This is a genomic window from Mycolicibacterium novocastrense (assembly GCF_001570485.1).
GTDB classification, from domain to species: Bacteria; Actinomycetota; Actinomycetes; order Mycobacteriales; family Mycobacteriaceae; genus Mycobacterium; species Mycobacterium novocastrense.
Genome location: NZ_BCTA01000051.1, coordinates 48,418 through 67,964, shown reverse-complemented (window position 1 = coordinate 67,964; position 19,547 = coordinate 48,418). Strand labels below are relative to the sequence as shown.

At 67.1% G+C, this 19,547-nt stretch carries 21 protein-coding genes and 1 pseudogene; 7 read left to right on the top strand and 15 right to left on the bottom strand.

The features are described from left to right. Window positions 1-102 precede the first annotated feature (102 nt). Both RMCN_RS19060 and RMCN_RS19055 read left to right on the top strand, forming a co-directional pair. A complete protein-coding gene (locus RMCN_RS19060) occupies window positions 103-747 on the top strand; it encodes a TetR/AcrR family transcriptional regulator (protein WP_067392451.1) in 645 nt (214 codons plus the stop codon). Between the two features lie 9 nt (window positions 748-756). After that, window positions 757-1,857, top strand: coding sequence for an Rv2629 family ribosome hibernation factor (locus RMCN_RS19055; RefSeq protein WP_067392448.1), 1,101 nt, complete (start codon window positions 757-759; stop codon window positions 1,855-1,857). Window positions 1,858-1,870: 13 nt separating this feature from the next. Here RMCN_RS19055 and RMCN_RS19050 read toward each other — a convergent pair whose 3' ends face one another. The 4 genes from RMCN_RS19050 to RMCN_RS19035 form a co-directional block, all read right to left on the bottom strand. Continuing rightward, window positions 1,871-2,569, bottom strand: coding sequence for an HAD family hydrolase (locus tag RMCN_RS19050; protein WP_067392445.1), 699 nt, complete (start codon window positions 2,567-2,569; stop codon window positions 1,871-1,873). Further along, window positions 2,566-3,024 carry a hypothetical protein gene (locus tag RMCN_RS19045; protein WP_067392443.1) on the bottom strand — a complete coding sequence of 153 codons (459 nt, stop codon included), beginning with the start codon at window positions 3,022-3,024 and terminating at the stop codon, window positions 2,566-2,568. The genes RMCN_RS19050 and RMCN_RS19045 overlap by 4 nt, the downstream gene beginning before the upstream one ends. Window positions 3,025-3,295: 271 nt before the next feature. Further along, window positions 3,296-3,694: a hypothetical protein gene (locus RMCN_RS19040; protein ID WP_067392440.1), complete on the bottom strand. Its 399-nt coding sequence runs from the start codon at window positions 3,692-3,694 to the stop codon at window positions 3,296-3,298. Between the two features lie 139 nt (window positions 3,695-3,833). After that, the gene (locus RMCN_RS19035) at window positions 3,834-4,745 is read right to left on the bottom strand and encodes a dienelactone hydrolase family protein (RefSeq protein WP_067392437.1); all 912 of its coding nucleotides are present in this window, start codon (window positions 4,743-4,745) and stop codon (window positions 3,834-3,836) included. Between the two features lie 157 nt (window positions 4,746-4,902). On the opposite strand from RMCN_RS19035, the gene RMCN_RS19030 reads away from it, so the two are divergent. Both RMCN_RS19030 and RMCN_RS19025 read left to right on the top strand, forming a co-directional pair. Further along, window positions 4,903-6,693: an N-acyl-D-amino-acid deacylase family protein gene (locus RMCN_RS19030; protein ID WP_067392433.1), complete on the top strand. Its 1,791-nt coding sequence runs from the start codon at window positions 4,903-4,905 to the stop codon at window positions 6,691-6,693. Beyond that, window positions 6,683-7,126, top strand: coding sequence for a nuclear transport factor 2 family protein (locus RMCN_RS19025; RefSeq protein ID WP_064413154.1), 444 nt, complete (start codon window positions 6,683-6,685; stop codon window positions 7,124-7,126). The genes RMCN_RS19030 and RMCN_RS19025 overlap by 11 nt, the downstream gene beginning before the upstream one ends. Window positions 7,127-7,159: 33 nt before the next feature. Here RMCN_RS19025 and RMCN_RS19020 read toward each other — a convergent pair whose 3' ends face one another. From RMCN_RS19020 to bfr, 4 genes are all read right to left on the bottom strand, one after another. Further along, window positions 7,160-8,530 carry a type I glutamate--ammonia ligase gene (locus RMCN_RS19020; RefSeq protein WP_067392430.1) on the bottom strand — a complete coding sequence of 457 codons (1,371 nt, stop codon included), beginning with the start codon at window positions 8,528-8,530 and terminating at the stop codon, window positions 7,160-7,162. A 21-nt stretch (window positions 8,531-8,551) separates the two neighbouring features. After that, window positions 8,552-9,034: a carboxymuconolactone decarboxylase family protein gene (locus RMCN_RS19015; protein ID WP_064346349.1), complete on the bottom strand. Its 483-nt coding sequence runs from the start codon at window positions 9,032-9,034 to the stop codon at window positions 8,552-8,554. A gap of 62 nt (window positions 9,035-9,096) precedes the next feature. Continuing rightward, window positions 9,097-11,148, bottom strand: a complete 2,052-nt coding sequence (locus RMCN_RS19010) for an MDR family MFS transporter (RefSeq protein WP_067392428.1) — start codon at window positions 11,146-11,148, stop codon at window positions 9,097-9,099. Window positions 11,149-11,335: 187 nt separating this feature from the next. Then, on the bottom strand, window positions 11,336-11,821 hold the full coding sequence (gene bfr / locus RMCN_RS19005) for a bacterioferritin (protein ID WP_064346351.1): 486 nt from the start codon (window positions 11,819-11,821) through the stop codon (window positions 11,336-11,338). Window positions 11,822-12,062: 241 nt separating this feature from the next. Here bfr and RMCN_RS19000 point away from each other — a divergent pair, with 241 nt between their 5' ends. Both RMCN_RS19000 and RMCN_RS18995 read left to right on the top strand, forming a co-directional pair. Continuing rightward, window positions 12,063-12,695, top strand: coding sequence for a fatty-acid--CoA ligase (locus tag RMCN_RS19000; protein ID WP_067392425.1), 633 nt, complete (start codon window positions 12,063-12,065; stop codon window positions 12,693-12,695). Window positions 12,696-12,704: 9 nt separating this feature from the next. Continuing rightward, window positions 12,705-12,932: a (2Fe-2S)-binding protein gene (locus tag RMCN_RS18995; protein WP_067392422.1), complete on the top strand. Its 228-nt coding sequence runs from the start codon at window positions 12,705-12,707 to the stop codon at window positions 12,930-12,932. On the opposite strand, the gene RMCN_RS18990 is transcribed toward RMCN_RS18995, so the two are convergent. The 6 genes and pseudogenes from RMCN_RS18990 to RMCN_RS18970 form a co-directional block, all read right to left on the bottom strand. Further along, entirely contained in the window at window positions 12,910-13,677 is a 768-nt protein-coding gene (locus RMCN_RS18990; protein ID WP_067392418.1) for an enoyl-CoA hydratase/isomerase family protein, read from the bottom strand. The two genes, RMCN_RS18995 and RMCN_RS18990, sit on opposite strands and share 23 nt — an antisense overlap. A 16-nt stretch (window positions 13,678-13,693) precedes the next feature. Beyond that, a pseudogene (locus RMCN_RS31255) lies at window positions 13,694-13,798 on the bottom strand (pyridoxamine 5'-phosphate oxidase); the annotation flags it as partial. 22 nt (window positions 13,799-13,820) lie between these two features. Beyond that, complete coding sequence (locus tag RMCN_RS18985) at window positions 13,821-14,546, bottom strand: EthD domain-containing protein (RefSeq protein WP_067392413.1); 726 nt, start codon at window positions 14,544-14,546, stop codon at window positions 13,821-13,823. Between the two features lie 26 nt (window positions 14,547-14,572). After that, a complete protein-coding gene (locus tag RMCN_RS18980) occupies window positions 14,573-14,941 on the bottom strand; it encodes a thiocyanate hydrolase (protein WP_067392408.1) in 369 nt (122 codons plus the stop codon). Beyond that, the gene (gene scnC / locus RMCN_RS18975; protein WP_067392405.1) at window positions 14,938-15,651 is read right to left on the bottom strand and encodes a thiocyanate hydrolase subunit gamma; all 714 of its coding nucleotides are present in this window, start codon (window positions 15,649-15,651) and stop codon (window positions 14,938-14,940) included. The genes RMCN_RS18980 and scnC overlap by 4 nt, the downstream gene beginning before the upstream one ends. Continuing rightward, window positions 15,648-16,484 (bottom strand): SH3-like domain-containing protein, encoded by an 837-nt coding sequence (locus RMCN_RS18970; protein WP_067392403.1) that lies wholly within the window; start codon window positions 16,482-16,484, stop codon window positions 15,648-15,650. Before RMCN_RS18970 ends, scnC begins: the two co-directional genes overlap by 4 nt. Before the next feature lie 432 nt (window positions 16,485-16,916). On the opposite strand from RMCN_RS18970, the gene RMCN_RS18965 reads away from it, so the two are divergent. Continuing rightward, window positions 16,917-18,863 carry an FUSC family protein gene (locus tag RMCN_RS18965; protein WP_110765883.1) on the top strand — a complete coding sequence of 649 codons (1,947 nt, stop codon included), beginning with the start codon at window positions 16,917-16,919 and terminating at the stop codon, window positions 18,861-18,863. Here RMCN_RS18965 and RMCN_RS18960 read toward each other — a convergent pair. After that, window positions 18,835-19,461, bottom strand: a complete 627-nt coding sequence (locus RMCN_RS18960; RefSeq protein ID WP_064413145.1) for a PaaI family thioesterase — start codon at window positions 19,459-19,461, stop codon at window positions 18,835-18,837. The genes RMCN_RS18965 and RMCN_RS18960 overlap by 29 nt on opposite strands. Window positions 19,462-19,547: the final 86 nt, after the last annotated feature.

The window sequence follows — 19,547 nt, the reverse complement described above, 5'->3', positions numbered from 1 at the left end:
GCGCTGTATAGGCCCGCCGGTCCGGCGCCGACGACGACGGTTCTCATCGAGTGCTCATTTCGGGTAACCTACGGTGTAATGAATATATAGGAGGTTACCCGAATGTCGGAGCCCGTCAAGCGGCGGTATTCGTCGCGGTTGCGCGCCGCACAGGCGTCGGACACGCGACGCAGGATCGTTGCGGCCGCCGAGCGGCTGTTCGTCGAACACGGGTACGCGGCGGCGACGATCGACGCCGTGGCCGCCGCCGCCGGAGTGAGCCGTAAGACGGTGTTCACGTCGGTCGGCGGCAAGGTGGACCTGCTCAGGGTGGCGATGGAGTGGGCGGTCGCCGGCGATGACGCGCCGGTGCGGTTGGTCGACCGCGACGAGATGCGCGGGCTGCTGGCCGAGGCCGACGCCGCGACGCTGCTGCGGAAGTGGGCCTCGGTCATCACCGCCATCGACGCGCGCACCGCCGGGTTGTTCACGGCGCTGGAGGTCGCGGCGGGGACCGACGACGAGGCGCGCGAATTGGCGAAGCGTTTCGAACGGCAGCGACTCGACGGTGCTCGTCGAATCGTCGACCGCCTCGCGCAGCGCAAGGCGCTCAACCGCGCACTCAAACGCGCCGAGGCGGTGGACGTCGCGTGGCTGTCGACTGATCCCGTCCTCTATGACCGGCTGGTTCGCAGGCGCGGGTGGTCGTCGCGAAGGTTCGAGACGTGGTTGGGCGAAAGCTTGTGTCGTCAGCTGCTCCATGGGTAACCAACGGCCATGCATCCCGATCACTTTCGTACTCTGCTGACCTCGAACGGCCCCTACGCCTCGGTGTACTTCGACGACTCCCACAACACCGCCGACGCGGCGGCGCAGATGGACCTGAAGTGGCGCGCGTTGCGTCAGCAACTCGAGGAGCAGGGCGCCGATCCGGCGGTGACCGAAAGCATCGAGCAGGCCATCACCGACGCGACGCCTCCGGTCGGGCCCAGCGGGCGCGCGGTCGTGGCCAGCGCCGACGGTGTCCTCGTCAACGAACAGCTCATTCGGCCCATCGAGCCTGTCGTCCGGGTTTCGGCGCTGCCCTACATCGTCCCGGTCGTCGAGCACGGCCTCGACCGCCCGACGTACGCCGTGGTGATCGTCGACCACGCGGGCGGCGACATCACGTTGTACCGCGAGGGCACCGTGGTGTCGGACACCGTCGACGGTGACGCCTACCCGGTGCACAAGGCATCGGGCGCGGACACACCGGGGTACGGCGACCCGCAACGCACCACCGATGAAGCGCGTCAACAGAACATCCGGGCCGTCGCCAACCAGCTGACCACGCTGGTCGACGACGCCAAACCCGAAGTCGTGTTCGTCGTCGGTGAGGTTCAGTCGCGCACCGACCTCGTCGCGCAACTACCCGAGCGGGTCGCTTCGCTGGTGGTCGACGTGGCTGTGGGGGCGCGGCAGAGCGGTTTCGACGACGCAGACCTGCAGCACGCGATCGACCAGGAGTTCCAACGGCGGCGCGTGGCCGAGATCGACGACGCCGCGCAACGCCTGACCGCCGAACTCGGGCGCGGCGAGGGCATGGCGACCGAAGGGCTCGACGGCGTGACGGCGGCGCTGCGGGCCGGCGCGGTCGACACCCTGATCATCGGCGACGTCGGCGACGCGACCGTCGTCGCCGGCGATGACCTGACCACGATCGCGCCGAACCCCAACGTCCTGTCCGAACTCGGTACGGCACCCAGCCAGACCCTGCGGGCCGACGAGGCGCTGCCGATGGCGGCGATCAACACCGGAGCCGCCCTGATCCGCACCGACGAGCGCATCGACCCGGCCGACGGCGTCGCCGCGATCCTGCGGTACGCGTTGCCCCGCTGACGCCGAGCGAGGCTCAGCGGGCGCCGACGATGTTGGCCAGCGCGGCGATCGGCGTGTCATCGAGGTGCTGGCACAACTTCAGTGGATGTTCGAAAACCCGTTGGGCTCCGGCGGTTTCGAGCTCACCGCGGGATACTCCCCCGCTGAGCACACCGATGCTGTCGACGCCGGCGCGTTTACAGGCTTCCACGTCCCAAACGGTGTCGCCGACGAAGACGGCATGCGAGGCCGTCACCCCCGCGCGCTCGAGGGCGATCTCGACGATGTCGGGCTCAGGTTTGGCGGTGTCCACATCCTCCGATGAGGTCACCGCGTAGACCAGGTGGTCGCTGTCGAGCACCTCACGCAGCATCGACAGTTCCTCTTCGGGCGCCGAGGTCGCCAACACGACCCGGATGTCGAGTTTGTGCACCGCCTCGAGCAGCTCCCGTGCACCCGGCAGCCGCCTCAGGTGCGGCGCCAACTCTTTGTAGTAGCGCGAGTGCAGGTCTTTGGCCTGGCTGCGCGCCTCCGTGTCGGCGTCCTCTGCCAGCGTGTCGACCAGCGTCGTGCCGTCCATCCCGATCGAGCGGTGAATGCGCCAGGCCTCGACGGGGTGACCGGCCTCTTCGAACGCGCGATACCAGGCATGCACGTGCAGGTAGTTCGAGTCGACCAGCGTGCCGTCGATATCGAAGAGGACGGCCGAGATGGTCTTGGCTTGGCCGGTCACGGCCGGTGGTGCTGCTCGGGGGCGCGGTTGTGCTCGGAACGCGCGGTGTGGTCGTCTCGCACACCGTCGGTCTTGGTGGTCGACGGATCGGCGGCGGAGTCGGACGCGCGGGTCTTCGGGTCCAGGGCGTCGGCGCGAGCGCGTTGTTCGTCGAGTTCGTCGCGCTTGGTGTTGACCGCGTTGCGGTGGGTCTGGGCGGCATCCTGCAGCCGGGCCGCCTCGGCGGCTTTCGCCTCCGCCTCGGCCTGGGCGGCGCGGGCGCGTGCCTCGGTTTCCTGCGCGACGGTCTCGCGCTTGTGAAGATGATGCGACTTCTCGTCGACCTCGGTGCGGAGCCGCTCGGCCTCCATGCGGCGGCGCTTGTTGCGCGCATTGCGCGCCAGGACCGCCACCAGCACGATCGCGGCGATCAGAGCGATTGCGACGATGATCCACACGATGGCGTTGTTATCCATGTCGGCTCCTTTGGTCTGTCGAGCCGGCTCGTTGACGAACCCGCTAATTCTGCGTGTGCCCGGGCGGCAGCCCACCTAAACGGCGGCGGGTCGGACAAGTCGTCGACGGGCAGGAACACGGCGGGCGCTCGGGTTCTTCGACGGTGCCTCGTCCGCGGCCGTCAAGCGGCTCAGTTCGACCCCGTCGGCGCCCGGCCACTACCTGCTTGATGAGTGAAAGCGTTGCAGCGGAGCCGGATTCAGGCCGCAGCGGCGGCGTTGTCGCGTGCTGTTAGAGGGTCGCGGCCAATGGTCCGGACGGTTCGCAGACCGGCTCCGGCGGATTGCCCGACGTCGAACAGCCCCGGCCGGTCGCCACATACGTCGCACCCGGTTGATACGGCGAGTAGTACGCCCGCGCCGTCAACAAGCCGTTGTTCTGCACGCAATTCTCCGGTCCCGTGTTGCCCTGAAGTTCGACGCAGGCGATCGACTGGTACGGCGTGCCGCCGGTGCAGTCTGCCGGCGTCATCGTCACCGCAACCATGTCCGCGCCCGACACCTGGACGACGTGCGGTGCGGAGAGGGTGAACGTGCACGGCGGATCGGCCGGTTCGGCGCCCGCCACCACGGGGACCGACAGGAAACTCAGGGTGACGGCGAAGACCGTGACCATCAGCGACCTGATCATCTCCCGATCGTAGGCCACCGTTGCCCGGTTGTGCCCGCACTTTGCGCACGGCCGTGAGCCGGCGAGGGTGCGCAACCGCCGTTGTCTGGGCGGCGCGTCGTGACCAGACATGCACGCTCGCTGAGGAGGTTGGGGAACGTCAGGCGACGTAGCGGGTGAACCAGTCCTGCACACGACGCCACGCATCGGCCGCGGCGGTCGCGTTGTAGCGCTCCCCGGTGTCGTTGAAGAACGCGTGATTGGCGTCGGGTTCGGTGACCAACTCGAAAACCAGGCCGGCGCTTTCCAGCGCCGCCCTCGCGACGGGTTCGGTGGCGTTCACCCGCTGATCCTGCGCCGCGTAAATGCCGAGCACGGCAACGTCTTTCGAGCCGGAGAAGTCGGGGTTGTCGGGTGTTGGCCCGTAGAACGGGACAGCCGCCGACAGCCGGGGTTCGCCGGCGGCCAGCAGCCGCCACACATAACCGCCGCCCATGCAGAAGCCGACGGCGGCGATCCTTTTCCCGGGTACGCGCCGCTGCAGTTCGTCGATGCCTGATCTCAGATCCGCGACCGCGTCTTGCGGCGGGATCTTGCCCAGCGCCGCCGTCGCCTCCGCGGGGTCGGCGAACGTCGATGTTCCGCCCTGCGCCGACAGCAGGTCGATCGCCAACGCCGAGTAGCCGATTCCGGCGAACCGACCCGCCACCGAACGGATGTAGTCGTTGAGCCCCTTGTTCTCGTGGATCACGAGGACGCCACCACGGACGTCCGGGGCGTCGGCCCAGGCGGCCTGCAGTTCGCCGCGAGGTCCCGCCCGGGTGACCGGTGTGGTGGGCACCGCGGTCTCGCTGCCCGGCGGCGGGGCGCTGTGCGTGGCGGTGCCGCTGGTCGTGGCCGGCGTGTCGGACTTCTGCTCCTGGTTCTGGCCGCACGCGGCGAACAGCGCCGTGGCGCCCGCGGTGCCGACACCGAGCAGCGCCAGCCGGCGCAGCGCCTCGCGCCGAGACAGCAGGCCGTCGACGTGGTCGGTGGCGATCTCTTCGGCGATGTACCGCTGGATGGGGGTCATCCCAGCGAGTATGCCCCGATGCGGACGCCGCCGGAACCCACTGCGCGGACAGGTGGCCGCTCGGATAAGTGCATGTCAGCGGAGTGAGTAGACAAATTTACGAATCTGTTCACGGATTCGATTGACAGGCTAATTGCCGGGGCTGTTCTATGGCGGGGTGACCTACGACACGATCATCCGCAACGGCCGCTGGTTCGATGGCACCGGCGCTCCGTCGGCGATCCGCAACCTCGGTATCCGTGGGGGTCGTGTGGTGGTGGTCAGCCCCAACGATCTGGACGCGACCGGTTGCCCGCAGATCATCGACGCCACCGGCAAATGGGTCCTGCCCGGCATGCTCGACATCCACACCCACTACGACGTTGAGGTGCTCAACGGTCCCGCCCTCGCTGAGTCGCTGCGCCACGGTGTGACCACGGTGATGCTCGGGTCCTGCTCGCTGTCGACGGTGCACGTCGACGCCGGCGACGCCGGTGACATCTTCGGCCGGGTGGAGGCGATCCCCCGCGACCACGTGATCGCCGCGGTCGAGCAGCACAAGACCTGGTCGAACTGCGAGGAATACATCCAGGCGCTGGAGTCGCGGCCGCTCGGCCCCAACATCGCGGCCTTCATCGGACACTCCGACATGCGCGCCGCGACCATGGGACTCGACCGCGCCACGCGTAAAGATCAGCGCCCGACCAAGCCCGAGCAAGCTCAGATGGAGCGCTGGCTGTCGGAGGCGCTGGAGGCCGGCTTCGTCGGGATGTCGTCGCAGCAGCTGCTCTTCGACAAGCTCGACGGTGACGTGTGCCGGTCGAGGACTCTTCCGTCGACCTATGCCAGACCGCGCGAACTGCGTCGGCTCAAGGCGCTGCTGCGACGCGCCGGCCGAATCCTGCAGTCGGGCCCGGACATTCAGAACCCGCTCAATCTCGGCTCGCAGCTGGCGCAGTCGCTGGGCATCATCCGCAACCCGCTCAAGACCAGCTTGTTGTCGGCCGCGGACGTGAAATCGAACCCGTACAGCATCCACGCGCTGGGCCCGGCCGCCCGGCTGGTCAACAGGCTCGGCGGGAACTTCCGTTGGCAGCATCTGCCGGTCCCGTTCGAGGTCTATGCCGACGGCATCGACCTGGTGGTCTTCGAGGAGTTCGGCGCGGGCGCGGCGGCGCTGCATCTGCGCGACGAGGTCGAGCGCAACGAGCTCATGCGTGACGCGGCCTACCGGCGCCGGTTCCGCAAGGAGTACGAGAGCAAGCTCGGAATCCGGGTGTGGCAGCGCGATTTCTTCGACGCCGAAATCGTCGCCTGCCCGGACGCGTCGATCGTCGGCAAGTCGTTCGGCCAGGTCGGTCAGGACCGCGGCGGCGTGCATCCCGTCGACGCCTTCCTGGACCTGGTGCTCGAACATGGCACGGCGCTGCGCTGGCGCACCACGATCTCCAACCATCGACCCGAGGTGCTCAAGAAGCTCGCAGCGGATTCCGGCATCCAGATGGGTTTCTCCGACGCCGGTGCGCACCTGCGCAACATGTCGTTCTACAACATGGGTCTGCGGTTGCTGCGCCACGTGTACAGCGCCGAACGAGCCGGAAAGCCGTTCATGACGGTCGAACACGCGGTTCACCGGCTCACCGGTGAGCTGGCCGACTGGTACCGCCTGGATGCCGGGCACCTGCGTATCGGCGACCGGGCCGACGTGGTGATCGTCGACCCCGCCCACCTCGACGACTCGCTGGACGCGTACGCAGAAGAGCCTGTCGACCATTACGGCGGGCTGTCGCGAATGGTCAACCGCAACGATGACACGGTCTCGGCTGTGCTTGTCGGCGGCCGTGCGGTCTTCCTCGACGGCAAACCGACCGATCTGGTCGGTAAACGGCGGACCGGACGGTTCCTGCGCGCGGCGCACAAGGCGCCCGCGCTTGTCGAGCAGGAAGGTGAATTGGCCAGTGTCGGTTGAGGATACGGTTCTGGGCATGTGGAAGGCGCTGTCGGCGCGTGACTGGGAGGCGGTCAAGACCTTTCTGTCCGACGACTGCATCTACCTCGACATGCCGGTAGGTCCGACGGCCGCTGCGCGCGGGCCGGAGGACATCGTCAAGCGGCTCAAAATCGGCTTGGAGCCGCTGGCCTCCTACGAGAACTTCACCGGGTTGCTGGTCGACAACGGTACCGACGTGATGTACGAACACTCCGAGGAATGGCATTGGGCCACCGGTGAATCGGCGGTGCTGCAGTTCGTCAGCGTGCATCGCGTCGAGGACGGCAAGATCACGTTGTGGAAGGACTACTGGGACATGGGGGCACTGGCCAACAACGCCCCGCCCACGTGGATGGAGGACTTCGCCAACGCCGATATGAGCTGGGTGTTCGACGCGACCGGTCTGGTCTGACTCAGACTGCGGGCGCGCGGGGCGTGCGGGAACCTAGACGCTCCAGGCCAACCGGAACTTGTCGGCAGCATCCTGCGCGCTGAGGTCGCCGAAGTTCTTGTGCTCGTAGCGACGTACCGCCACCACGGCGTCGACGACCGCATCGCCGAGGATGCTCCGCATCAGCGAGGACCGCTCGAGCGCGTCGACCGCCTCGGCCTGGTTCTGGGTCATCGTCACGATCCCGGCCCGCTGCCGTTGCTCATCGGTCAGAGTCGAGGGATCGACCGTCGTCTCCGGCGGCGGTGTCAGCTCGCGTTCGATCCCGTCGAGGGCCAGCCCGAGGATCGCCGCCGTCGCCAGGTACGGGTTGGCCGACGGATCGACGACCTTGACTTCGACGTTGGCCCCCAGCGGATTGCTGACGCCGCCGATCAGGAAACGCACTGCGGCCTCGCGGTTCTCGGTGCCCCAGCAGACCGATGCCCCCGACCAGTGACCGGGTTGCATGCGTTGGCCGGACAACACGGAACCGGCGAGTACGCCCTGAGCCTCGGGCAGGCCGGCGAGCAAGCCGGCCAGCGCCGATTCCCCCTCCGGCGTCAGGCCGTTGACACCGTCACCGTCAGAGAACAGCGGGACATCGTCGCGCCGCATCGAGAAGTGTTGGTGCGCCCCCGATCCGACCTCTCCCGCGAACGGTACCGGCGACAGGCTCACCCGCATTCCGTACCGCCGCGCGACCCGCCCGATGATGATCCGCATCAGCACCAGTGCATCGGCGGCCGCAACCGGCGGCAGTGGCGCCAGCGAGATCTCGAACTGGTTGACGCCGTACTCGGGATGGAACTGCTCGATCGCAACCCCCGATGCGGTTGCCGCGTTGGTGACGTCGCGGACGAACCCCTCGAACTCCAAGAGCCCAGCCAGGCCGTATTGGGCCCACAGGTGTGACGGCAACCGGCTGCCGTCGGGCCCGACGAGCACGAACTCCATCTCATGGCCCACGACCGTGCTGATTCGCGCATCGGACAGCCGGTCCGCGACTCGTCCGAGCGCGCCGCGCGTGCAGTAGGCGTCCGGGGTTCCGTCCTGGTTGAAGAAATTGCCTGGCGCCCAGGCCAATCCGTCACCGAGGATACGTAGTGCGCCGAGGTCGATGCGGATCCGCTGATCCCCCACCACGCCGATGTCGTCGCCGAAGACGATTCCGCTCTGGTCGATCGCGAACACGTGCCACACCGGGCTGGCGCCGAGACCGGGGTCGGCGAACGTGCCCATTCGGCGCAGCGGCACGGTCTTGGCGAGCGTGAGCCCGGCGCCGTTGACGACCGTGCCGATGAGGGTGGCGACCCCGTCGGATTCGAGCTGGGCGATGGCCGCCGCCGCGAGCGGTTTGGCTGCCCCTGCGTTCACGACAGCCATTGTGCGCGCTTCCGCTGTGGGCTACAGCGTGATCTTGCAGCTTTGGCCGATGTCGAGCGTGCGCAACATGCGCCCCATGCCGAGCCACATCGCGCACGACAGCGCGAGATCGGTGAGCAACTCTTCGGAGAAGTGCTCGCGGCAACGCTGCCAGAAGTCCTCGTCGTCGCGCAGCCCCGTGTGGTCGCCGGCGAAGCGTTCGGCGAACTCGGCGGCGATGCGCTCCTGCGCGCTGTACCCGGGCCACGTCCGCCATTCGGCGGCGTGATCGTAGAGATCCTCGTCGACGCCGGCCGCCAGACCTTCGGAGTCGCGGGTGTTCTGGCACACCACGCATTCGTTGTCCAGAGCGATGACCATCCGCGCCAGTTCGCGAACCCGCATCGGCAGCCGGTTCTTCGTGTAAACCGCATTGGTGAAGCCGGCCATCGCGATGCCGATATCCGGCGACTTCGTCACCCAGGCGGCCGCGTCATCGTCGGCGAAATCTCCGATTCGACTCATGGCCGCATCGTACGCCCGCGGTCGGCGAAGTGGAACGCGTTCTAGTTCTCGGACCGGCCCAGTCAGCTGGTGGCGATCAGCTGGGCGCGGTCGTCGGTCCAGTCGCGCTGCAGGAGCATTCGGTGCGCGATGCGCTCCAGTGCGACCTCGACCTGGAACCGGTCCGGGCGACCTTGGAAGGACGGCGAGGTGGCCAACTTCTCGACGATGCGGCCCACGATCGCCGCCGAGATCGCGTCGACCTGCCGGATCCCGTTCTGGGTCAGCCAGAGCCGTTCGCCGGTGCGAAGCGCCAGGCCGCGTCGCACCAGATCATCGAAGGGCGGCTCGATGATCTCGTAGGGCACGCGGAGTCGTTCGGCGATGTCGGTCAGTGTCGCAGAGCCGAATACCTGGTTCTGCCGGTAGATCTGAAGCAGCGCCCACATCTGACTGACGTCGAGGTCGCACCCGGGTTCGCGGGCCAGGCTGCGCAGTCGGATCTCCGGTGAGTCGCGGAACAGCCGGCCGACGGCCACTTCGAGGATCTTCTCGGGCGATTCGGTGCTCGGCATGCCGAAGCCCTCACCCAGGTCCGAGGCGGACACCGTCTCCACCTCCCGCAGCAGCACCTCCTTGAGGAACAGCGAGACGACGAAGCCGACCACCGCCACGGGCACCGCGTATAGGAAGACGAGACCCAGCGAGTCGGCGTAGGCGTCGACGATCGGTGCGGCCATCTGCGGACTGAGCATGTGAAGCGCCTGCGGTGACTCCGCTGCTCGCGGCGGCGCACCGCTGGCGGCCAGCGCGGGTCCGATCCGGCTCGCGAGGAAGTTGGCGAACAGGCTGCCGAAAATCGCTGCGCCGAACGAGCTTCCGATGGTTCGGAAGAAGGTGACTCCCGACGTGGCCACGCCGAGGTCGCTGAAGCTGGAGGTGTTCTGCACGACCAGCACCAGCACCTGCATGCACAGTCCGATCCCCGTGCCGAGGATGAACAGATACAGCGATTGTTGCCAGGTCGGCGTCGCGGCGTCCATACCGGACAACAACAGGAACGCGACCGCCATGGTCGCGGTGCCCGCGATCGGGAAGACCCGGTATCTGCCGGTGCGGCCGACGAACTGGCCGCTGCCGATGGAGGTGATCAGCATGCCCGCGACCATCGGCAGCGTGCGCAGACCCGACGTGGTCGCCGAGACGCCGTTGACGAACTGCATGAAGGTCGGCAGGAACGTCAGCGCGCCCAGCATCGCAAAGCCCACGATGAACCCGAGGATGCAGCACACCGTAAAAACCGGGCTGGCGAACAACCGGATCGGCAGGATCGGTTCGGCGGTATGGAGTTCCACCCACACGAACACGGCCAGGGCCGCGACCGAGCCCACGAACAACGCGATGATGGGGGCCGACGACCACGCGTACGTGCTGCCGCCCCAACTCGTGGCCAATGTCAGCCCGGAGGCGCCCAGTCCGACGAACACGATGCCCGCGTAGTCGATGACGGCCTTTCCGGATCTGGCCAGCGGCGGGATCGCCACCGCCGCAACGGCGAGCACCACCAGCGCGATCGGCACGTTTATCCAGAATGCCCAGCGCCAGCTGAGGTGGTCGGTGAAGAAGCCGCCGAGCAGCGGCCCGATCACGGTCGTGACACCGAACACCGCGCCGAGCGCTCCCTGATAGCGACCGCGGTCGCGCAGGGGGATGACCTCGCCGATCAACGCCATCGCGGTGACCATGATGGCGCCACCGCCGACGCCCTGCAGAGCCCGGGAGGCGACGAGCATGGTCATCGAGCCGGCCATACCGCACAGCACGGAACCGGCCAAGAAGAACAGCACCGCGGCGCCGAACACCGTCTTGCGGCCGAACAGGTCACCCAGCTTGCCGACGATGGCCGTGACGATGGTGGACGCCAGCAGGTAACTCGTCACCACCCACGACTGGTGGCCCGCGCCGCCGAGGTCGGCGACCATTGTCGGCAGCGCGGTCGCCACGATCGTCTGATCCAGCGCGGCCAGCAGCATCCCGAGCAGCACCGCGACGAAGATGGCGTTGCGGCGCCTCGGGCCGATATCCACGCCGCCGCCGTCGGGATCGGCGGCCGCTGTCGTGGCCTGACTCGTCACTGCTTCCCTTCCGATGCGAACCCTTCAGCCATATCGTTAGTAAGGCTATGAAAGTTACGCACCGGGAGAGGGTTGCCCTCGCGAGCGTGCACAAAACGCCGTACGAGCGTCCGCGAAACGCCGCAAAAGTGCGGCGTTTGATGGGCAAACACGCGCGCTCGCGGGGCTATGGGCGAGCGCTACAGCGCTACAGCGAGGTTGGCGGGCGCGACACGCACTGGGCCGAGTAGAGCTCGTCGCCCAGCTTGTCCATCAGTTGTAGCTGCGTCTCGAGGTAATCGATGTGCTCCTCCTCGTTATAGAGGATCTTCTCGAGCAGTGTGGCCGAGGTCGCGTCGCCCTTCTCGCGGCACATGATGATGCCCGGGCGCAGACGCTCGAGGACCTCGTACTCGATCGCGAGGTCGGCCTCGAACTGCTCACGCAGGGTCTGGCCGATGCGCAGCGAGAAGAGCCGCTGATAGTTGGGCAGCCCGTCGAGGAGGAGAATTCTGTTGGTTATGTCCTCCGCGTGATTCATTTCTTCGAACGACTCTTTGCGCGTGTATTCGGCGAGTTCGGTGAAGCCCCAATTCGCCTGCATCTTCGAATGCAGGAAATACTGGTTAATGGCCGTCAGTTCGCTCGTCAATTGCTCATTGAGCAGTTTGAGGACGTCCGGATCGCCTTGCATGATCGCTCCTAGGCACTTGAGGGCTGGTCAAGAATCGCTGTCGCTCGTGCATCTTCCACGCTAGTGCAGTTACGGCGCGTAAGCGCGCTTTAAAAGCTGCGCGAGGCGTGTTTTCCCGTGGATTCTCAACCGCTCCGGCAACTCCAGGCGCAGATCCGAGACCTACTCTGGACTGCCTAGGCTAAGTAAGGTTAGACTGCGCTAACCATTGGCGAGGGCATGAGCGAGACGGGAAGAATCGATGGGTCAGTACGATCTGCACTCATTGATTTTGGCGTGCGACTTTCGCGTCGCCGACGTCGAACGAATGTGGAAATGGCTTAAAAAGCGGCGCGATAATTTGCAGTCGATTGGCGCCCATCATGTCGTCGTGTATGAGTCGATCTGGGAGCCGAATCGCGTCCTGGTGACAATTGGAATTCGCAACGCGCGGTCAATTCGTGACGTTCTTCGGTCATCGGCGGTTTTCGAGTGGTTCGACACCGCTGGGGTCGATGACATCCCGCCGATCTTCGGTGGCGAAGTCGTCGAGAAGATCGACCTCTACCCGCCTTCGCCCGCCGACCACGTCGGCCGGGTGGTCGTGGGCGTCATGTCGTCGGTGGAGGACGTGTCGGCCCTGATGGTGAAGATCCACGACGGTGTCGAACGCTTCAAGCGCGGCGGAGTGCGCAAGATCTGGGTCTACCGTGCGCTCGACGACGGGCAGGAAGTCATGATCCTGCAGGAGATCGAGGACGAAGCCGCCGCCCGGCAGTGGATCGATCACCCGGACGCGGCCGCGGAGTGGATGTCCAATGTGGGACTGGGTCCATATCCGAGCCACTTCATCGGTCGGTTCGCCCACTTGATGAGCATCGACGGGCAGGGGTGACGGGGCGCCATGTTCGTCTGTCTGTGTATGGGGATCACCAGCCACGATGTGAGCGAATGCGTTGCCAATGGGGCGCGCACCTCCAAGCAGATCGCCGAGGCGTGCGGCGCCGGCGGCGACTGCGGGCGGTGCCGGCGCACCCTGCGAGCGATCATCGCGGCGCACTGCGAGGCCGGCGACGCAGCGCCCAAAGCGGTGAGCCACTCGAGTCGCGTCACTGGTCGCGCTTGCCGGTGAAGTCGGCAAGCGCATTCGCGTTCGCCGCTGCGCCCATCAACACCGCGAAATGTTCGTTCTCCCTTGCCGTGGCGGCGTTGATCCCTTCGCGGGTGGGTGCCGTCATCGTCTGCTTGACGGCCATGAGGCTCGCGATGGGCCGCGACGCGAGAACTTCGGCGTGCCGCCGGGCCTCCGCCAACAACTCCTCGGGTGGGCACACCTTCCAAGCCAGGCCCATCCGCTGCGCCTCGGCCGCGTCCACCCACTCCGACGACATCAGCAGCCATGCGGCGTTCTGCCGACCGATCAGCCGCGGCAACAGATACGACGATGCCGCCTCGGGTGCCACACCGAGGCTGGTAAACGGGGTCTTGAGCCGCGCGTCGGTCGACATGAAGACCAGATCGGCGTAGCCGAGGATCGTTGCTCCGATGCCGACGCCGACACCGTTGACGGCACAGATCAACGGTTTGGGGAAATCAGCGAGCGCGTCGATCATCGCGGTGAAGTGGCTGCCCTGTTCGTTGAACGCGGGATCGGTGATGCGCCTGTGCATCTCGTTGAGGTCGTTGCCGGCGCTGAACGCGCGCCCCTGTCCGGTCAGCAGGACGACCGCGACCTCGTCGTCGGCGGCCGCATCCTTCAGCGCGGTCGCGGTCGCGAGGTACATCTCCTCGTTGAACGCGTTGAGCACCTCGGGCCGGTTCAGGGTCAGCGTGCGAATCCGGTTGTCGTCGGCGATCCGCAGGGTCGTTTCAGCCACCGAAGCAGATTAAGCGCTACCCGTTGTTGTAGACCCGGGTGGGTGCGACGAGCACCACGGTGCGGCGCTCCTCGGCCATGTCGCGGTCGTATTCCGCCCTGTCACCGTGGGGACGGCCAGCGCGACGGCATCGTCGAGTGATGTCATGACTCGCCCTGTGTCACTGCGCTATTGGTGAACGGAGTCCGGTACACGTAGCGACTGGTCGGGACCGTGTCGACGTCCCGATTCGCGCCGAATGCCGACGTGCTGGCCACCATGCGCTCCATGCGCCTGCGTAACTCGTCGTCGTCGGCCGCGGCGAAGAACGCGTGCAGATCGGACAGCGCAGTGGAGGGAAAGAGTTCCTCGACAATCGCCGCGACCGGCGGTGCGCCCGGCGTGAGAGCACGCACGACGGCGTTCTGGGTGTAGCCGAACGTCGACTGGGTCTCGATGGCCACGGGAGTGTGGTCGATGTGCCAGCGGGTCAACCAGGTCGCCTCGTCCAGGTCGGCCGGCCTGCGCAGCAGTGCGACGTTGGCGAAGCCCTCGGTCCGCTCCCCCGGCGCGGTATCCGGTGGGTCCAGCGGCACCGATTCGGTGACCAGGTAAGCGGCCACCTCGTCGGCCTCCTGCCGGAGCCGTGCCACGGCGTCGGTGACCTGAACGCCGTAGGACTGCTGGGTCCACAGGCTGACGAAGCCGACCACAGGCGGGTCCAGGGTGGTCAGCGTCATCAGCGAGTCGCGGACCACGCCGTCGCGCACGTTGACCGTCACACCAGGAGTGCCCAGGCTCAGCAGATCGGGGACGACCTGCTGGTGCAGACGCGCACACCAGGCGTCGTCGGTGTCGGCGCCCCGCAGCGTGATGACGACTTTCTCCACGAAGCGAACCTAACGCGTCGCGGCGGTCAGGCTTCCAACCGCTCGCGGATGCGCGCCAGCCGCTGCCTCAGCTCGATCTCGTCGATGACGCCCCGGGCCACCAGCGAATGCGCCAGCGCCACCAGTTGGCTCTCGGGGTAGGGCAACTGGGCGTAGCGCGTCGCCGTCAACACGTCCTCCTCGTCGCGGCGCGCCTTGAAGTCCGGGACGCCGGCCTCGCAGGTCGCCCGGTCGAGGGCGTCGCACAGTCCGTCCAGGCTCGTCTTCCACGGCGGCACAGGGTTTTGCACCCCGTATTTCGCCGCCATGCGCGACCAGACCTGATTGCGCTCGACGATCTCCTCGAGCGGGGCGACCGTGGTCTGTTCGATACCGGGATCCGGTGTGCCGCTCATGCTTCCGAGGCGGGGTGGACGGCCGGACGGGTGTCGGTGATGACGTTGGTGGTGACGCCCGGCTTGGGCAGGGCGACGCCGATGAGACAGTCACGCGTCACGATTTCGGCGAGTTGCTCCTCGGTCCAGTCCTCGGTGCCCTCGGGGCGCATGGGCATCACCATGAAGCGGTGCTTCTGGTTGGAATCCTGCACGCGAACCGTGACCTCGTCGGGCAGGTACAGGCCGAACTCCGCCAGCACCTGACGCGGCCACCGCACCATCCGTCGGCGGTAGTTGGGTGTGCGGTACCACTCCGGTGAGTTGCCCAGGATCGGCCGCGGATAGCAGGAGCACAGCGCGCACACGATCACGTTGTGCACGTCGGGTGTGTCGGCGAGGATCTCGAAAGCCGTGAAATCACTGGGGGTTCCGAACCCGGTCGGCTCCATCCAGTCGACGCCGACCTCCTTGCTTGCGGTCATTGGTTCGGCCAGCGCGAGCTTCTTGAACTCGGGATCCAGCCATGCCCTGGCGACCAGTGTGGCCGCGGGTGTCGGCCCGATCTGTTCGGCGAACTCGGTGAAGCGGCGATGCTCCTCGGCGGTGAAGATGCCCTTCTCGATGCACAGTTCGCGCAACGCGATCTCGAGGACCTCGAAGTCGGTGATCTCGTCGACCATCGGTGCCACCGTCCGATCGTGATCGTGATCGTGGTCGTGGTCTGTCATGAGGCGGCCTCCAGCCAGTGCTCGGGGATCTCGGTCTGTATGACGTCGTTGCCGGTGCCGGTGTAGCCGTGCCACAACTCCGACATGTTGAACCGCACGACGTAGAACCATTCCGGTTTGGCCGGGCGGTCCCAGGTCTCGTCTTCGGCCGCCGGGCTTTCATAGGCGACGGTCGCGATCTCGCCGCGTGCCCCGCGCACGTATTCGGGTGTGCGGGTGTAGAAGATCACCGGGAGCTCGCGCACCAGCACCGCATCGCCGGCTTTGAACTTGGGTTCACCGGCCTGCCCGGCATAAACCTGCGGGTCGCCTTTGCCCACCGCGTGCTTGTGGTGGGCGTTGCGCTTGACGTCCGCCCCGTCGCCTTCGCACTTCGGCTTGGCTTCCAGCTTCTTACCGGCCAGCCCACCCTCGTAGCGCGCCTTGACCTCTGCCATTCGCTCACTCAACTCGGTCAGGCCGATGTGGTGCTTTTCGACCAGCACGCGGGCGACGGCCAACAGCCAGCGGCCGTAGTACGGCAGCCCCAGATACTCGGCTCTGCCCACATCGACGTTGCCGATGCGGCGGCGTTCCTCGGAGAGCCAGATCCCGCGCCAGGCCAGCACTTCGCAGATGACATACGTCATGTGCTCCCAGAGCTCGTACTGCTTGTTCTCGTACTTGATCGGCGCATCCGGTTCCCCGCCGACGTCGTGGACGGGTTTGAGATATGCGGTGATCCGGTTGTGATCGAGTAGATCCGGTGTCGGCGCATCCGGCAGTTCGGGATAAGCCGATTTCAACCGGGCCACCAGGTCGAGTTGCGCTGCTCGCTCGGCCGCCGTGCTCATGACGATTCCCTTCGTTGCCCTGGCCGAGCCACCGTCGATGTGCACGGGTCAACTCGGTGGTTCCCATGGGACGGGGTGCTCGTGATACGTAACGGCGGACTGTCATCGGCTGTCGATGCACACGCGACAGCGATATCCGCCACCGGCACCTCCGATGCTGTCACCCGCCGACCCCGTCGGCTGACTCTAACGCCGGACCCGAGTCGGTGCAGGCGAATCGAGCGAGGGTCCCGACCGGCTCACACGGGTGGCGGGCTTGTGCTGTGGCACATGAGCTTTGAGATCGCGGTGCGCGGCAGTCCGGCGGTGGCCGGTCACATCCCCGCAACATCGGAAAATTGACGCGTGTGATGGGCCGGCGATGCCGTGCCCAACCGTCAGAATGAGTACGTGAGCACCCGCAGCAGGGTCATCGACGCCCTCCGGCCCACCATGCCCGAACCGTGGGCGGTGGTCAGGAGCCTGCTCGGGGTTTTGGCGGTCGCCTCGATCACGCTGCTGTGGGACTCCGGCGCGACCGCTGTGTGGGTAGCAGGCGCGGGGGCGGTCGCCGGCGCAGTCGCCCTGCAGGACAGCCCGGGCGGGCGGATCGCCCGGGTGCTCGTCGTCGCGGTGCAAATGAGCCTGGCCGTCTTCCTCGGATCCCTGCTGTCTTCGGTGGACGCCGCGTTCATCGTGGTGCTGGCGCTCTGGTGTTTCGGGGCTGGATTGCAGTGGGCTGTCGGGAACAACGCGGGGCTGGTGGCCGCCGCGGGAGGAGCCCTGTTCGCGATCGCGCCGCCGCTGGCTCCGTCGATGTCCTCGGTCCTCGTCCCGACCGCCCTGACGATCGTCGCCGGTGCCCTGCAGGCGGGGTTGATCGCGGTCTGGCCGCCGCAGCGATGGCGCACTCAACGCGAGGCGCTGGCCGACGCATACGGGGCGCTGGCCTCGGACGCGCGTGAGCTCGCCCACGACGCGGAGACGCCCGCTGGCGCGACGCTGAAACCGTCGTTGCGCGATGCGTTCATCGACACCCAGGCAGGCCGCCGACCCGAGGCGTACCGCGGTGGACACCGGTTGCCCGAACGGATCATGGCGACACTGCAGATGCTGCGTGGCACCCCGGTCGGCGACCGCGACGACGTCGCCCGGGTGCTGGCGGCCGCGGCCGAAGTGCTCGACGCGATCGCCGACCACACCCATGTCGCGCGGCGCAACGCCGAGCACGGCCTGGTTCGGTTGGATGCCGCGGCCGACGCACTGGACGAGCCGGAAAGCCCCGACGTGAAACGGCTTTCGCAGCAACTGCACGAAGCGGCGGAGTTGCGTTTTCCGGATCTGTACCGGCCCGACCTGATCAGCCCCGCGCGTGGGGCGCTGGACTCCGTACGTTCTCACATGACCTTGACCTCGCCGCTTTTCCGGCACGCCGTCCGGCTCTCTGCGGCGGTCGCGCTCGCTGCGTGCGCGGACCGACTCGCTCCTGTCGCGCACGGCTACTGGATCGCGCTGACCGTGCTCATGGTGTTGCGCCCGGAGACCGCCCACACCTACACGCGTTGTGTCGGCCGGCTTGCCGGCATCGGGACCGGGGTCGCCGTCGCTTCGGTGATCGTGATGCTGGCACATCCCACGGGTCTGATCGCCGCCGCACTTGCGACGCTGGGCCTGGCGGCGACATACGCCGCGACCAGGACGGGTTACATCGCCACCAGCGCGGCCCTGGCCGCATCGGTTGTGTTCCTTCTCGAGATCGACGCGGCCACCTCCGGAGCCACACTCGAGGACCGGTTGTTCTCGATCGTGGTCGGTGGCGGCCTCGCGGTCGTGGTGCACGTCGCGTTGCCCGACCATGCGCTGACCCGGCTGCATCATCGCGCCGGCGAACTTCTCAAAACTGAGATCGATTACGCCGCAACGGTAGTCAGGGCTTACGTCCATTCCCTCGACCGTCCGGCTGACGCCGTGTCATCGGCGTGGCAACACGCCTACCGCGCCCGCGCCGGATTCGAAGCCGCATCGGGTGCGACCCGCATGGAATCCCGCGAGCTGCGGCGGTGGTTGCGGTCGTACCGCACCGCGCTCAATGCCGTCACGATCTCGTGCACCGCGCTGGAGGCCAATCTGCCCAATCGGCCGCCGCCCACGTTGACTCCCGAATTCATCGCCGCCGTCGACGATTTCGTCGATGCGTTGCGCGGGGCGCCGCCGAATCCGGGAACACCGTGGACCGTGGACATCGCGGCCCTGGCCGCGGCCGATCAGCAGGTGCGGGAGAAGGCCGACGGGCTCTCCGGTGACGACGGCGCCGCCCGCGTACTGGTCGCCGAGATCGGGGCGATCACCCGCAGCTTGTCGGGGATCGCCGCTATCCGCGAGCCCACTTCGGCTCGATGAACACGCCCTCGGCTTCCACCGTCACACCCTCGTCGTCGGCGAGAAAACCCGTCGCATAGGACTTGATGCCTTCGGACCTCGTGGTCGTCGCCTCGGCGTGTAGCCGCCCAAGGCGTGTCGGGCGCAGATACCGCAGCGTGATGGTTCCGGTGAAGCGGGGATTGATCGAGTTGGCGGCCACCTCACCGAGCACGTGGTCCAGGATCAGCGCCGAGATTCCACCGTGCACATGTCCCGGCGGGCCCTCGTAGGCGGCGCCGAGCTCGAAGTCGGTGTACACCCTCCCGTCGGGGCCGTGCTCGATGGTCAGCGGCGGTGCGATCGGGTTGCGGAGTCCGATCACCGGGTTGCCCCACGGCAGCCGGTCGCCACCGGTGGTGAAGCGCACGCCGAAGGGCCCGTCGATCTGTCGTGACCGCAGAACCGCCGTCGCGTTGTCGATCTGCTCGCGGATCGCCGAGACCGTATCGGCGTCCACCTCGGTGCGGATCGTCGCGTCGATCAGCTGTCGGACCGATTCGGCGAGCGGGCCGTAGACAGCGCGCATGCGGTCGATCTCCGCTGCCGGTATATCCCCGATATCGGTGAACTCCACCACGCAAGCACTAGAACACGTTCCAGCGCGGGTTGTCGAATCGCTCGTCGCCTGGGCGCGGGCGCTCGATCAGGTACGGGTCGCGGGCC